At 49.7% G+C, this 16068-nt stretch carries 11 protein-coding genes; 5 read left to right on the plus strand and 6 right to left on the minus strand.

Features of this window, described 5'->3' with window-relative positions; all coding sequences use genetic code 11:
- Positions 1-2148, minus strand: coding sequence for a DNA helicase RecQ (recQ, locus tag AC6R10_RS02800; protein WP_500671379.1), 2148 nt, complete (start codon positions 2146-2148; stop codon positions 1-3).
- A gap of 251 nt (positions 2149-2399) precedes the next feature.
- Between recQ and AC6R10_RS02805 the strand changes: the two genes are divergently transcribed.
- A complete protein-coding gene (locus AC6R10_RS02805; protein WP_500671380.1) occupies positions 2400-4133 on the plus strand; it encodes a sodium:solute symporter family transporter in 1734 nt (577 codons plus the stop codon).
- Between the two features lie 309 nt (positions 4134-4442).
- A complete protein-coding gene (locus tag AC6R10_RS02810; RefSeq protein WP_500671381.1) occupies positions 4443-5399 on the plus strand; it encodes an L-threonylcarbamoyladenylate synthase in 957 nt (318 codons plus the stop codon).
- 15 nt (positions 5400-5414) lie between these two features.
- Here AC6R10_RS02810 and AC6R10_RS02815 read toward each other — a convergent pair whose 3' ends face one another.
- Positions 5415-6392: an ion channel gene (locus tag AC6R10_RS02815; protein ID WP_500671382.1), complete on the minus strand. Its 978-nt coding sequence runs from the start codon at positions 6390-6392 to the stop codon at positions 5415-5417.
- A 112-nt stretch (positions 6393-6504) separates the two neighbouring features.
- Positions 6505-7398: a LysR substrate-binding domain-containing protein gene (locus AC6R10_RS02820; RefSeq protein WP_500671383.1), complete on the minus strand. Its 894-nt coding sequence runs from the start codon at positions 7396-7398 to the stop codon at positions 6505-6507.
- Positions 7399-7445: 47 nt separating this feature from the next.
- Here AC6R10_RS02820 and AC6R10_RS02825 point away from each other — a divergent pair, with 47 nt between their 5' ends.
- Both AC6R10_RS02825 and AC6R10_RS02830 read left to right on the plus strand, forming a co-directional pair.
- Positions 7446-8753, plus strand: a complete 1308-nt coding sequence (locus tag AC6R10_RS02825) for a D-amino acid dehydrogenase (protein WP_500671448.1) — start codon at positions 7446-7448, stop codon at positions 8751-8753.
- Between the two features lie 323 nt (positions 8754-9076).
- Positions 9077-10621 carry an alanine/glycine:cation symporter family protein gene (locus AC6R10_RS02830; protein ID WP_500671384.1) on the plus strand — a complete coding sequence of 515 codons (1545 nt, stop codon included), beginning with the start codon at positions 9077-9079 and terminating at the stop codon, positions 10619-10621.
- 146 nt (positions 10622-10767) lie between these two features.
- Here the strand turns inward: AC6R10_RS02830 and guaA are convergent, their stop codons facing one another.
- A complete protein-coding gene (guaA, locus tag AC6R10_RS02835; protein ID WP_500627024.1) occupies positions 10768-12321 on the minus strand; it encodes a glutamine-hydrolyzing GMP synthase in 1554 nt (517 codons plus the stop codon).
- A 111-nt stretch (positions 12322-12432) separates the two neighbouring features.
- A complete protein-coding gene (gene guaB, locus AC6R10_RS02840) occupies positions 12433-13896 on the minus strand; it encodes an IMP dehydrogenase (protein WP_334551301.1) in 1464 nt (487 codons plus the stop codon).
- Between the two features lie 245 nt (positions 13897-14141).
- On the opposite strand from guaB, the gene xseA reads away from it, so the two are divergent.
- Complete coding sequence (xseA, locus tag AC6R10_RS02845; protein WP_500671385.1) at positions 14142-15482, plus strand: exodeoxyribonuclease VII large subunit; 1341 nt, start codon at positions 14142-14144, stop codon at positions 15480-15482.
- Here the strand turns inward: xseA and AC6R10_RS02850 are convergent.
- Positions 15460-15696: a zinc ribbon domain-containing protein gene (locus AC6R10_RS02850; RefSeq protein ID WP_500629237.1), complete on the minus strand. Its 237-nt coding sequence runs from the start codon at positions 15694-15696 to the stop codon at positions 15460-15462. The two genes, xseA and AC6R10_RS02850, sit on opposite strands and share 23 nt — an antisense overlap.
- Positions 15697-16068 lie beyond the last annotated feature (372 nt).

The following is a 16068-nucleotide window of genomic DNA, read 5'->3' on the forward strand; positions in this document are numbered from 1 at the left end:
TCACTGAGCCTCAACGGCTTGTTGGCTTAGCTTATGCTTCATATGACCGAGTACGTAGCGCAGCGTGCCATAGTCGTATTGTTCATTGAACGCTTCAAACAAAGGCTTTAACTTGTTTTCATTGATGCTGTTAAGCGCAGTCGCTTTCTGTTCAATGTCGCTGAGCGCATCAGGGCTAAGTTCCACTAATTGTTCGAGTTGGCACGCCCCGCTCTCAATGGCGGCGCTGAGGTGACTCTGTATCGTGGTCTCGGCCAGTTGACGGTGGGCAGCGACACTCGCAACCGACGTCATCTGGTGAAAGAGCTCAACCGACTGTTGCTCGGTATCGTTCAAGCGGCGCAGCTCAACGGGTTTGTCTTCCATTACGGCTAACAGCGCTTCACCATATTGACTCACTTTGGTATCACCAAACCCTGAAATATGACGAAGCTGATCCAATGTTTGGGGTCGAGCTTTGGCTATGGCTTTCAAACTGACATCTTGACAGATGACATACGCTGGCACGTTTTGCTCTTTCGCCAAGCGAGCACGTACGGCTTTCAAAGCAAGAAATTGCTCCGTATCTGAAGGAGATAACGACTCTGCGGCGCTCGATTTCGTCGATTGGTTCGACTTCGCTTTGCGCAGCGCTCGCAACTGGACACTCTGCTCGCCTTTTAAGATGGGACGACATTGCGGCGTGAGCACTAAACGGTTGTACTCACCTTCCACCCGTAGGTAATTCATCGCGATGAGTTGACGAAAGACGCCTTTCCATTGATTGGCATTGAGCTCGGTGCCAATCCCAAAGGTAGACACCTTGTCGTGACGGAATCGTTCAATGCGATCGTCGCGCTTGCCCAACAAGACATTGATAAGATATGTGACACCAAAACGCTGCTCACATCGGTATACCGTCGACAACGCCTTTTGAGCCGCCTCTGTGCCATCCCAAGTGGTTGGCGGCGTCAGGCAGTTGTCGCAGTGGCCACACGGCTCCTTCATCTGCTCATCAAAGTAAGCGAGAAGGGTTTGCCGGCGGCACGTCACCAACTCACAGTAACCAAGTAGGGCATTCAGTTTTTGAATTTGCACTTGTTTATAGGCTTCACTACCGTCTGAGTTTTCTACCATCTGGCGCTGCATCACCATATCTTGCATCCCGTAGGCCATCCAAGCATTGGCGGGTTCGCCATCTCGGCCCGCGCGCCCCGTCTCTTGATAGTAGGACTCCAAGCTTTTCGGTAAACTCAAGTGAGCGACAAAACGCACGTCGGGTTTATCGATGCCCATACCAAACGCAATGGTCGCGACGATGATCACTCCTTCCTCACGCAGAAAACGTTGTTGATGCTCATTGCGCTTTTCAACGGACATTCCGGCATGATACGCCAATGCGTTTCGACCTTTGCTCGCTAACCACTCTGCTGTCTCTTCCACTTTTTTACGCGATAGACAGTAGACGACGCCCGCATCGTTCGCGTGATGCGCAGAGATGAATGACCACAAGTCATTCTTTGCATTGCTTGGCTCACTGACGTAGTAGCAAATATTGGGGCGATCAAAACTGTGGACAAACACTTGGGCCGATTGAAGCGCTAGCTGACTGATGATCTCTTGCTGCGTACGCTTATCAGCCGTTGCGGTAAGTGCAATGCGCGGCACGTTCGGAAAGCGTTGATGTAAAACAGAAAGCTGTTGATATTCTGGTCGGAAATCATGTCCCCATTGGCTCACACAGTGTGCCTCATCAATCGCAAAGAGCGATACGCGACACTCGGAGAGCAAGTCGAGGGTTTGCGACATCATCAAACGCTCTGGGGCGATGTAGAGAAGCTGAATCTCTTCACGTCGAATCTGATCTTCAACTTCACGCTGTTCATAGCGATCTAATGTGGAGTTGAGGTAGGCAGCGGCCACACCGACTTGCGCTAATGCATCAACCTGATCCTTCATCAAGGCAATCAACGGCGACACAACCACTCCCACGCCTTCTCGCACAATGGCTGGAATTTGGTAGCAGAGCGACTTTCCCCCACCGGTCGGCATCAAGGTAAGCACATCACCACCTTCAACCAACGTCTCGATGATCGATTGTTGCTGATGACGAAAATGATCGTAACCAAATACAGAATTGAGTACCTCTAACGGGGTCGGGCGATGCACGGCGAATATCCAAAGTTTGAAAGACAGTACCACTATCCTACCTCAATAGGCGCATCAATTCAGAGGAGATAACTGAGGTGTCTGCGGGCAACATCACCGCTTTCCATACTTACGTGCAGCCGTTTCATTCACTTACTTGACTCAGCAAATATGATCCAGCTCTCCCAATGCAGGTTAGTCTTGTCGTACAATATGAAGTGAAACGTGATTTTAAAAAAACTTTACTCCCTCTTTTATAGTTAGGTTCCCTTGTGACACATCTCGACTGGTTCGTACTTGCGCTCTATTTCGTTTTCTTACTGATCGTGACCAACGCGTTCAAACGCCACGCTTCCAATGCCGACGGCTTTATTAAAGGCAATGGCGCAATGACGTGGTGGATGGCGGGCGCCACCGCCTTCATGACGCAGTTTTCGGCATGGACATTTACTGGCGCGGCAGCCAAAGCGTTTGAAGATGGCCTCAGCATCATGTTTGTCTTTTGGGGCAATGCGTTAGGCTTTTTTGTCTCAGCGCTCTTTTTTGCGTCGCGTTACCGCCGCTTAAGGGTTGCTACGGCGATGGATGTGGTGCGTCTGCGTTTTGACAAGTTGTCTGAGCAAGTCTTCACTTGGTCGAGTTTTCCCATCACACTGATTGGCGCAGCGATTTGGCTCAATGGATTGGGCGCCTTTTTGTCGGCCACCTTTGGCATTAGTATCGACGTCACCATCGTCTCTATTTCTCTGCTGGTCACCTTTATTGCCCTCACCGGAGGGGTTTGGACGGTCTCTGCGACTAATGTGATCCAACTGGTGCTGTTGGTCACCATTACCATGGTCGTTGGAGCCACTGCGGCAAAGCACGTCGTGAGCCTACCGGTTGAATCTTTGTCAAACACCGTCATGGGCGAGAGCATGCACACCTGGCAGATTTTCATTGCTTGGGTGGCCATCATGCTGCTGAAACAAACCCTAACCACGAATAATGCCCTCAGCAGCTATCGCTTTCTCACCACCAGCAATGAGAAAGAAGCATCACGCTCGGCGTTGCTGGCTGGCGCGCTGTTTCTCGTCGCACCGCTGCTTTGGTTTGCCCCGCCTTGGTTTGTTGCTTCACTCAATATTGATTTGGGCTTGAGCTACCCAGAGCTCGGAGGTGGAGCCAACAACGCCGCCTACCTTTACTATATCGAACACTACATGCCACAAGGGCTATTAGGGCTGGTGATGGTGGCGATGTTAGCGGCGACCGTGTCTCCGATGACCACTGCGCTCAATCGCAACGCCGGCATTGTGGTCAACAATGTCTATCTTTCCCTAATCAATCCGCACGCGAGCAGCGAACAACAGATGCGTCTGGGTAAAATCGCCACAGTCCTGACCGGTCTGTTGGCTTGCGGCGTAGCGCTGTTGTTTGCTCGTATCGAAGACTACAGTCTGTTCGACATCATGATGATCTTCTCTGCCTTGCTGCACATGCCGATGTCGATTCCCTCACTATTGGCCATGCTCAACTTACGTACGCCGCCTTGGTCTGGCTGGGCGACGGTTCTGGTCGGCATCCTGGTTTCCGCATGGATGCATTTTGTGTTCGATGTTCATTGGCTTGAGCCTTTCATCGGCCCGCTCAATCACAGAGAAAGTGTTGATATGATGGTGGTGTGCAGTCTCCTGGCGCATGTGATCGTCACTGGTGGCTTTTTCCTTTCTACCGCTTTGATGACTAAACGCCCCTATATCAATCACACTGTGAGTGAGCGAATCCACACTCCGATTTCCTCGCAAGAACAAACGCCGATTGATCACGCCAACGGCATTTTTATGGGGAAAGCAATGACGGCGCTGGGCGTCATCGTGGCGCTGTTTGCTGTCACCACCGACAACTTCGCCGATGGCACGATTTTCGTCGCGATTGGCGGTGCGATATTGGCGTGCGGTTTTGCCTTGATGTCGATGTCTCTGCGTTTACGAAAACTTGATTCAGCTAGCGCTGCTGAGTGTTAATTTTTACGCTCTCCATTTAATTAAGCAATCACGCTCTTATCCCACGGTGCAGAGTTCGGCTGCACATTTTTGAGACTGTGGGTTGTGGGTTGTGGGTTGTGGGTTGTGGGTTGTGGGTTGTGGGTTGTGGCAAGATTTGATGGAAAGCTTACACAGAATCAAGCACTTCGCAAAACGAGATTCGCCTAGCGATGTAAAAAGGAAAATAAGCATCGCAAATTTGAAAAAGATAGCTAAAATGTGCGTTTGCTTTGATTTGACTAGAGCAAACATGCCTGTGTAACCGTCCGTTTTTCTGAGGAAGTGACATTGAAAACGCTACATCTTTCCGCACAAAACCAAAACGATATCGAACAAGCGAAGTCGCTTCTTGCTTCTGGCGAGTTAGTGGCGATTCCGACCGAAACCGTTTATGGACTCGCGGCAGATGCCACCAACCCAGAGGCGGTAAAGAAGATTTTTGCGGCGAAAGGCAGACCGGCAAACCACCCGTTAATCGTACACATTGGCCAAGTGCAGCAATTATCCGATTGGGCGACGGAGATCCCAGAGGAAGCGTACACCATTGCTAATTTCTTTTGGCCTGGTCCGGTTACCCTGCTACTAAAGAAATCGCCACAAGCTAATTCGGTCGTCTCGGGCGGTCTAGAGACCATTGGCGTTCGCATGCCGGCGCACGACGTGTTTAATGAATTGCTCTCTAGCGGGCTGGCCGTTGCCGCCCCATCCGCTAACCCTTATAAGAAACTGAGTCCAACCTCAGCGTCGCACGTACTCAAATCGCTAGGCGGTCATATCGCTGCGGTGCTTGATGGCGGAGATTGTGCTCATGGCCTTGAGTCAACGATTGTCGATCTCACTCAACGTCCATTTCGAATCCTTCGCGCAGGTCCCATTAGCGCGGCGCAATTGTCACACACATTAGGTGAAGAGGTGTGTTCGCCTCAAGCGCACAATGTCGCCGTCCCGGGTAACGTGACCAGCCATTATCAACCTAACACCTCAGTGAAGTTGGTCGACATTGATCATCTACCGGAAGTAAAGGGAGAGGTGGCTTTGCTGCACTACTCACCGTTACCTACGGATTTGAATGTTCGAGCAATGAAAATGGCGGATAACGTGGCTCAGTACGCACACGATCTGTACCGCGCGCTTGATGATGCAGACCAATGGCACTGCGATGAGATTTGGGTAGAAACGCCACCACGCAGTGACGAGTGGATCGCGGTGCACGACCGCCTCGGCCGTGCACAATCCAAGCTGTAATTGGGGCAGGCTGCGCTAGCGAGTCATTTTTTTTACAAACACCACCACAAACAGAGCCATGGTGAAACTGCCTAAAAAGGCCTCAAGCGCAGCAATAAACCTCGCAACACCAACCGGTGAGATGTCACCGTAACCGAGCGTGGTAAAGGTCACCACACTGAAATAGAGCGAGTTAAAAAACTCCAACAGATAAAAACGCCAGCCCGTCACCCCTTCGTAAATCGGATGCGCCCCTGTGGTATCAAGAAAGAAATAGGCCATCGCGCACACCATGATCAAAAAGATCGAAAATAGCACCACGCGCACGGGGTCTTCGCCATAGCCGCAAAACAGATCAACTGCTTTGGATATACACCGTTTGGTACTGAATTTGGGTAACTGATAGCGACGAAAACGCATCTCACGTTTAAAGAAGTCTCCCGCCATCTCAAACAGTCCTTGTTTTTCGCACTGTTTACGAATGTTACGACACACCTCTTCCGCCTCCTGATAGAGACTGGCGGTGAGCGTTCTATCGTGCTTTTTCTTTGCTTGCTTGGCATCGAGTTCTTGCTTTAGGTAGCGTCCCCACTCGACATTTTCTAGCTTGGCACGCCCAAGATCTGCGCCCAGTAAATTGCATTTATCCAATTTCGCACAGTGCAGATTGGCGCCGAGCATCTTGGCTTTCATCAAAGAGGAGCCTCGAAGATCTAAGCCAAAAAAATGCGCATCGGTGAGGTCTGCTCGATAAAAATCGGCCTCACGACAAAGATACCCGTCTTTACTGCCTCGATTGACCAAGTCTACATCCGTCAAATCGGTTTTCGCTAACTGAAAGCCATCCAGTGGCTTGCCCTCTGCGGCCCATTGCTCCACTTGCTGTTTGATGTCGTCATTACTTTTATCGATGTTCGGATCATGCCAATAGCACAGTCCTGACTCACCACTAATTTGATCGCAGCACCAACCATCTGGATTACGATAGCTGCATAACTGCTCATTCGAATTCATACATGCCGCTCCCTCACTCTGCCAACAAAGGGCTATCCCATTGACTTTTTTAAGTGTAGAGCCAATAAGACGCAGCGCCAGATTAATTGGCGATAGTGACCGTCACCGTTGTTTACTCACCCACATCGCACTGCGCTCTTAACCACTGTTTGAAGACCCGCGTGTGTGCGTTGTCCACATGGGTCAACACAAAGTACCCCGCGCCAGCAGGGATGGGCTCATAAGGTGCGACTAACCTTTGCATTGAAACTTCATCGCCCAGCAATGCCATACGAGCCAAAGCAACACCCACGTTAGCCTCTGCTGCCGACATCGCCATATCGGTGCGATTGAAAAAGTGACCATGTTGGCAGTCAAAATCCATCCCTTGCTGCTTAGACCAATAGCGCCACTCATGATCTCGAACGGCTCCTTGCCAAAGCATCGCATCATGCAGCAACGTCACCCGCGACCACGCTTCATTGGACGAATGCGACGAAAAATGCTGCTGATAGTAATGGGGGCTCATCACAGGGAGCAGTGACTCCGACATTAACAGTTCAGCGCGATCATCTTTGTAGGGGAGCGGACCATAGTCGATCGCAATATCAAAGTCCTTATGCTGGCTATCCACCAATGCGCCCTCGGCAAAGGTGTGAACCTGAATCGTCGGGTGTAATCGATAGAAACTCTCTAAACGAGGGACGAGCCATTTAAACGCGAAAGAGGGGGTTAACTTCAGACGAATCTGCGCTGCTTCGCCGGAGGATCTCACTTGCGCGGTCACTTCTTCAATGGCTAACAGATGCGGCGTCACCCCGTCGATCAGTTTTCTCCCCTGCTCGGTTAAGCGAATCCCGCGCGGATGACGTTCAAAAACACTAAAACCCAAATGTTGTTCAATAGACTTTACCTGCTGACTGATGGCTCCCGGCGTGAGGTTTAGACGACTTGCTGCTTGGCTTATCGTCGGACACTGCGCGACTTGGCACAGTAAATGAACACCTTGAAATAACATCTGGGTCATGAGTGCTGCTTTTAGTTTTTCTAAATGATGTGTTTAATTTTTATCGATTGTTACGCAAATGTAAATCACAGATTCTTAGCCAAAATACCAATGAGGAGAATGATGTGAAGGTTGTGGTGATGGGCAGTGGAGTCATCGGACTCACGAGCGCTTGGATGCTCAATCAAGCAGGATGTGATGTGACGGTTATCGATCGTCAATCTCGCGCAGGCGAAGAAACCAGTTTTGCCAACGCAGGGCAAATCTCTTATGGCTACTCTTCTCCTTGGGCCGCTCCCGGCATTCCGCTCAAGGCGATCAAATGGTTATTCGAGCAACATGCGCCGCTAAAGATCAAACCTATGGTGAGCCGCGAGCTATTCATTTGGATGACGCAAATGCTGCGTAACTGCCAGCTAGAGCGCTATCGAGTGAACAAAGCCCGCATGTTGACGATAGCAACTCGCAGCCAGAAGAGCTTAAAAAGACTCAACCAAACGCACAAGCTCGATTATCAAGGACGCCAGAAAGGCACACTGCAACTGTTTCGTCATACTCAGCAATTGCAAGCGGTAGAAAAGGACATGGCGCTGATTGCCGAGGCAGGCACTCGCTTTGAACTGCTCGATGCTAATCAGTGCCTTAACCAAGAACCCGGTTTGGCTCATATGCAGGGAGAGCTGGTCGGTGGCCTCTATTTACCGGACGATGAAACCGGTGACTGCCACCTTTTTTGCCAAGAGCTCCAGCGTCTGTGTGAAGAGGCTGGCGTGCAGTTTCATTTCAATACCCGTATTCAACGTCTAACTGCGTCTCAGCAACGTGTCTGCGCCATTCACACGGATGCCGGTGATTTCACCGCCGATACCTTCGTTGTCGCAATGGGCAGTTACAGCAAGGCATTATTAGAGCCGCTGGGGCTAACCCTCCCGATATACCCCGTCAAAGGCTATTCGCTTACCTTACCTGTCAGTGATGATCAGTACGCCCCCTCTTCCACCATTATGGACGAGACCTACAAAGTCGCCCTAACGCGCTTTGATGACAGAATCCGCGTGGCGGGTATGGCTGAATTGGCTGGCTTTGACGATAAGCTAACGGCCAAACGCCTGGCGACGCTCAATCATGTCGTCAGCAACCTCTTCCCTCGCGGTGCCTCTTTTGAGCAAGCGCAATATTGGAGTGGATTTCGCCCAATGACGCCCGATGGCACGCCGATCATTGGCCCAACACCACTGAGTAACCTCTTCACTAATACTGGTCACGGTACGCTAGGATGGACGATGGCGTGTGGCTCCGCCGAAATATTAACCGACCTTGTCACCGGAGATCGTCATCAATACCCGCAACTGAGCATGAGCCGCTACGGCAAATAGTAGCATTCACTAAATTAACCGACATTATCAGCACATTTAACAAATAGAATTTTCGCTTTTCCATAAAACGCATCGACCACCAGATGCGTTTTACCGTTCTCAGTTTTGGCACTAGGAGACTAAACGGTGAAGTTTTAACCTACCATTCCTCTTCTGATTGGAATTTTGTGGATGGAGTCACGCCAAACAAGATTAATAGATAAATGATTTAACATTAAGGTTACAAAAAGGTTAATATGCTGTTCGCAATTAAACACAACACCCCTTTAAACGATATGCCGTTTTGTCGCTAAAGGGACTCAATAACTAACAGGGAAATTCATATGCAGTCATTTGTTGATTTTATGAATGGGATTATCTGGAGCCCGGCACTGATTTACTTGTGCTTGGGCGCGGGTTTGTTCTATTCAATCATGACTCGATTTGTACAAGTTCGACACTTCACCGAAATGTGGCGTTTGCTTCTGTCTGGAAAAAGTTCTTCTAAAGGCATCTCTTCATTCCAGGCTCTGGCCGTTTCACTCTCTGGTCGTGTCGGTACAGGTAACATTGCAGGTGTCGCTGCAGCGATCGGTTTTGGCGGCCCAGGTGCTGTCTTCTGGATGTGGACAGTCGCATTTTTTGGCGCGGCAACCGCGTATGCAGAATCGACACTGGCGCAAATCTATAAAGAAGAAGATAACGGCGAATTCCGTGGTGGTCCGGCTTACTACATCGAGAAAGCCATGGGTCAGAAATGGTATGCGTGGATTTTTGCAGTCGCGACCATTTTTGCGTGTGGCTTCCTACTTCCTGGTGTGCAATCGAACAGCATCGGTAACGCAGTCGAGGCAGCATTTGGCTCAGGTGACATGATCGAAACGGCCATCGGCACCTTCAGTTTCGCGAAAATCTTCACCGGCACACTGATTTCTATCATTCTTGCGTTCATCATTTTTGGTGGTGTAAAACGCATTGCGAGCTTCACTCAGATTGTCGTACCTTTCATGGCATTGGCGTACATCGTCACCGCTTTCATCATCATCCTACTGAACATTGGTGAAGTGCCACGCATCTTCTCAATGATCATCGGTGATGCATTCACGCCGATGGCAGGTGTGGGTGCCGCGATTGGCTGGGGTGTTAAACGTGGTGTTTACTCAAACGAAGCGGGTCAAGGTACAGGGCCTCACGCGGCGGCAGCGGCAAGTGTTGAGCACCCAGCGCAGCAGGGCCTAGTGCAATCTTTCTCTATCTACATTGATACTTTGCTTGTTTGTTCAGCCACGGCGTTCATGATCTTGATCACTGGCGCGTATAACGTTCACGGTGCAGAGGGCTTCATCATCCAGAATGTCGCGGCTGATATCGCGGCGAACGGCCCAGTGTTTACTCAAATGGCGATTGAAAGTGCACTGCCAGGCATCGGCAAACCGTTCATCGCTATCGCGCTGTTCTTCTTTGCCTTCACAACGATTCTGGCTTACTACTACATTGCAGAAACCAACGTTGCGTACATCCGTCGCCACTTCAAAGTTGACGGCTTGATGTTCATCCTTAAAGTCGCGTTGATTGCCGTGGTGTTCTACGGCACCGTCAAAACCGCAAACCTCGCATGGGCGATGGGTGACGTCGGTGTAGGCTTGATGGCGTGGTTAAACATTGTCGGTATTTTAATCATCTTCTTTATGTCAAAGCCTGCCCTAAAAGCACTGAATGACTACGAAGAGCAGCAAAAACAAGGCGTTGAAGAGTACACGTTCAACCCTGTGAAACTTGGTATCAAAGGCGCTGACTACTGGGAAGAGAAATACCGCAGAAAAACAGGACTCGATCCGAAAGCAGAAGCGGAATCAAAAACCAAAAGCGTTGAGCAGCCTTTAACCTAATCGATAAATAAAAAGCAGTGGACGACCGTTTCGGTCATCAATAGAGGCAAACCAAGGTTTGCCTCTATTTTTTTGCTTGGCCGCTCATCCAAAGACGAAAAAAAAACCAGCCTATCAGGCTGGTTCTTAACATTTAGTCGGAAAAATTATTCCCACTCAATCGTCGCTGGCGGCTTACCTGAGATGTCGTAAACCACGCGAGAAATGCCGTCTACTTCGTTGATGATACGGTTAGAGACTTTACCAAGGAAGTCATACGGTAGGTGTGCCCAATGCGCTGTCATAAAGTCAATGGTTTCGACTGCACGCAGTGACACAACCCAGTCGTACTTACGGCCATCACCCATAACGCCTACAGAACGAACCGGTAGGAAGACCGTGAACGCTTGAGACACTTTGTGGTAAAGGTCAGCAGCATGCAGCTCTTCAATGAAGATCGCATCCGCACGACGCAGTAAATCACAGTACTCTTTCTTGATTTCACCAAGTACGCGCACACCAAGACCCGGTCCTGGGAATGGGTGGCGATATAGCATGTCGTAAGGTAGACCTAATTCTAGACCGATCTTGCGCACTTCATCTTTAAACAGCTCACGTAGTGGCTCAACCAAGCCCATCGCCATATCTTCAGGTAGACCACCCACGTTATGGTGAGATTTGATCACGTGTGCTTTGCCCGTCTTTGACGCCGCAGACTCAATCACGTCTGGGTAGATGGTGCCTTGCGCTAGCCATTTCGCGTTTTTCAGCTTCTTAGACTCTTCATCAAACACATCAACAAAGACGTGACCGATGGTCTTACGCTTCTCTTCAGGATCCGACTTGCCTTCTAGTGCGGCAAGGAAACGCTCTTCTGCGTCGACTTTGATGATGTTTAGGCCAAATTTATCGCCAAACATATCCATCACTTGTTGACCTTCGTTTAGGCGTAGCAGACCGTTATCAACGAAGACACAGGTTAACTTGTCGCCAATTGCACGGTGAACCAACATCGCCACAACCGAAGAGTCAACACCGCCTGATAGACCAAGGATAACTTCGTCGTCACCCACTTGCTCTTTGATGCGAGCAACCGCATCTTCAATGATGGATTCAGAGGTCCAAAGACGCTCACAGCCACACACGCCAAGAACAAAGTTCTCAAGCATTTGTAGGCCTTGCTTGGTGTGTGTCACTTCAGGGTGGAACTGCACGCCGAAGTATTTTTTCTCTTCATTGGCCATCGCCGCGTAAGGACAGGTGTCCGTTTCGCCCACTTTGACGAAGTCTGCTGGAATCTCAACAACCTTGTCACCGTGACTCATCCAAACATCTTGGGTCAGGTCTAGGTCTTTAAATAGTGAAGATTCACCTGACACTTTGACTTGCGCATAGCCAAATTCGCGTTCATTGGAACCGGCAACTTTACCACCTAGCTGCTCTGCCATTGTCTGCATGCCGTAGCACACACCAAGCACTGGCACGCCAGAGTCAAATACGTATTGAGGAGCACGTGGAGAGTTCTCTTCGGTGACGCTTTCTGGTCCACCAGATAGGATGATACCGTCTGGGTTGAACTCACGAATATCTGATTCTTCAACGTCCCAGCTCCACAGTTCACAGTAGACACCGATTTCACGTACACGACGTGCGACAAGTTGGGTGTATTGCGATCCGAAATCGAGGATCAAGATACGTTGGTCATGAATATTTTTGGTCATTTGAGCAGTCTTTTTAAGCTGGGTTAAGAAAACGAGGCGAGTGTACCCGCCTCTCTTCAATGCTTCAAGGAAAAAGCAAACGTTTTCGTCGAGGATTTCTTGTCTAAGAAATTAACCGCGACGGTAGTTTGGTGCTTCCTTAGTAATTTGAACATCGTGGACGTGAGATTCCGCCATACCAGCACCAGAGATACGAACGAACTCAGCTTTAGTACGCATGTCTTCAATCGTCGCGCTGCCCGTTAGGCCCATGCTTGAGCGTAGACCACCCATTTGCTGGTGAACGATCTCTTTTAGGCGGCCTTTGTACGCGATACGTCCTTCGATACCTTCAGGGACAAGCTTGTCTGCGGCATTGTCCGTTTGGAAGTAACGGTCAGAAGAGCCTTGAGACATCGCGCCCAATGAACCCATACCACGATACGCTTTGTAAGAACGACCGTTGTAAAGAATCACTTCACCCGGAGCTTCTTCAGTACCCGCAAACATCGAGCCCACCATCACACACGATGCGCCAGCAACGATAGCTTTACAGATGTCGCCTGAGAAACGGATACCACCGTCAGCGATAACAGGAATACCGTGTTGATTTGCCACTTCCGCCGCATCAGCGATGGCCGTTACCTGAGGAACACCCACGCCCGTTACGATGCGAGTGGTACAGATAGAACCTGGGCCGATACCGACTTTCACTGCGCTAACGCCTGCATCGATAAGGGCTTTCGCACCGGCACCCGTTGCGACGTTACCGCCAATGATATCGAGGTTAGGATATGCCGCGCGAGTTTCACGGATACGGTTAAGAACACCTTCAGAGTGGCCGTGTGAAGAGTCGATCAAAAGCACGTCAACCCCTGCTTCAACCAATGCCGCAACACGCTCTTCGTTGCCCGCGCCAGCACCCACTGCCGCACCAACACGAAGACGACCGCGCTCATCTTTACACGCGTTCGGTTTACGTTCTGCTTTGTGGAAGTCTTTTGCAGTGATCATGCCCGTGAGTTGGAACTCATCGTTAACCACCAACACTTTTTCAACGCGCGCTTCGTGCATCTTCTCTTGCACTTCAGCACGAGTTGCCCCTTCTTTTACTGAAGCAAGGCTCTCTTTTGGCGTCATCACTGAAGAGACCTTCTTAGTGAGGTCCGTAACAAAGCGCACGTCACGACCGGTGATAATACCGACCAGCTCGTTGTTCTCTGTGACGACAGGGAAGCCTGCAAAGCCGTGCTTGTCTGTCAGTGCAACCACATCCGCGATGGTCGCTTCAGGGTTAACGGTAACAGGGTCAGTGACCACACCCGCTTCAAATTTCTTAACTTTACGAACTTCTGCTGCTTGCTGCTCAATCGACATGTTCTTGTGGATAAAGCCAATGCCACCTTCCTGCGCAAGAGCGATAGCCAGACGGGCTTCCGTCACGGTATCCATAGACGCAGAAATCATCGGAATATTAAGAGTGATATTTTTCGTCAACTGAGTGCGAAGATCAGCTGTGTTTGGGAGAACGGTGGAGTGTGCTGGCACAAGCAGTACGTCGTCGAATGTCAGCGCTTCTTTGGCAATTCTTAGCATTTGCAATATCTCACAATTAGAGGAGTAAAAAGAACAATCCAATCTCATCGTTTCGCATAATGAGGGCAACCTATTCACACTAGAGTGTGCGAGAACAATGTTGCATTTGGATTAGATATTGCGGACGGATTATACGGTCAACGCAAACGCTTGGCTACACATTTTTCTACTTTTTATTTGCAATCACCCCCTTGCTATGTATTATATTGCCGCTAATTTCCATACCCACGTCCATGGGATTAGCTGTGCCTGCATCCACCAATCAAAACATTTTCACTGTCTCTCGCCTCAACGCAGAAGTTCGCCTGCTGCTTGAAAACGAAATGGGTATCGTTTGGTTGGTCGGAGAGATCTCCAACTTCTCTGCCCCGGTGTCTGGTCACTGGTATCTCACCCTTAAAGACTCCCGAGCTCAAGTCAAATGCGCGATGTTTCGCGGCAATAATCGTCGTGTCACGTTCAAACCGGCCAACGGCAATCAAGTATTAGTCAAAGCGCGTCTCTCGTTGTATGAACCTCGCGGCGACTATCAGTTGATCATTGAAAGCATGCAGCCGGAAGGCGATGGCCGACTCCAACAAGAGTTTGAAGCGCTTAAAATGAAGCTAGCCGCTGAAGGCCTGTTTGCACAGACTAACAAGAAGCCGCTGCCTGAGCATCCGAAACGGGTCGGCATCATTACCTCGAAAACAGGTGCGGCGCTCTACGATATTCTGGATGTACTGAAGCGACGTGACCCTTCACTGCCGGTGATTATTTACCCGACCTTAGTACAAGGTGACGATGCCGCGATTCAAATCGCGCAAGCCATTGGTTGTGCCAACAGCCGTAACGAATGTGATGTCTTGATCGTCGGTCGTGGCGGGGGCTCTCTAGAAGATTTATGGTGCTTTAACCACGAGGTCGTAGCTCGAACGATTGCGGCGAGCCAAATCCCGATTATCAGTGCGGTTGGACATGAAGTGGATGTGACCATCGCCGATTTCGTCGCCGATATGCGCGCGCCTACCCCCTCGGCAGCCGCAGAGCTAGTGAGCCGCGATAACAGCCATAAAGAGCAAGCGCTCGCTAGCCGTGAGCATAAACTGCTCAGTGCGTGGCGCCAGAGAGTGTCTGAGCAACAACGCAGCCTGACTGGCCTGCAGCATCGTCTCGAACGCCAACATCCCACTCATCAGCTTCAACGTCAGAGCCAGCAGTTAGATGAACTCGAAATTCGCCTCAAGCGAGCGATGGATAATGGATTGCGCAGTGCAGAGCAACGAGTCGAGCGACTGCACTACAAACTCAACCTGCATAGCCCTGCACATAAACTCGCCAATCAACACGCAAGCATAATCCGTTTAGAGCAACAACTGATCGACGCGATGAATAAACGTTTGACCTATCAACGCCATCAACTCGCGTTAGCGGCGGAAACGTTAGATGCGGTCAGCCCACTGGCGACATTAAAACGTGGCTACTCGATCAGCCAAAACGCACAAGGCGATGTGGTGACCTCCACAAAACAAATGAAATCAGGTGACACCTTAGTCACCCGATTAGCCGATGGCACCCTCTTTTCTACGATTTCTTCGAGTCAATAGGACGGAACTCAAATCGAATCGCTGATTTCGATTTGAGTTCATTGCACTGATTACAAAAATAATTTGCCGCCCCGCACGCTTGCAGCTTCTCTAATTCACTGTCGCACTGTGGGCACCAACCGATCTTGTTGTAATCATATTGGCACTGTGTGCAGTGGTAGTGGCCATTCCACTCCAGCTCTTGCTGACAACTTGGGCATAGATTGGTGTTCATGATCTGTGTTACCTTTTTAATTTAGCTTAAACTAATATACAAAAATCCCATCTCCAACTCAATATCACACCGACTAGCTTGCTCTCATCGCTCTATGCTTCTATAAATGATCATAATAAGATCATCGGCAAAAGCCGCTGTGATCAGCGATCTCCCCCTAAAAGAACATTTATATAACCACACACCGAAAGCATAAGTTACATATGCTGCATTTCAATTTTAAAAAGAACATTCAACCAATAAAGATTAAAATAACACACCAAAACCAGAGTTAATAAAATGATCACTCATCCAAATACACAGTATGTAACTCGAAAATGAGTGGAAAAGACGGATAGGCTCTTTGGTGTAGCCCATTAATGACATAAAAAA

It is taken from the genome of Vibrio sp. R12-SG2-ISO1 (assembly GCF_059834045.1).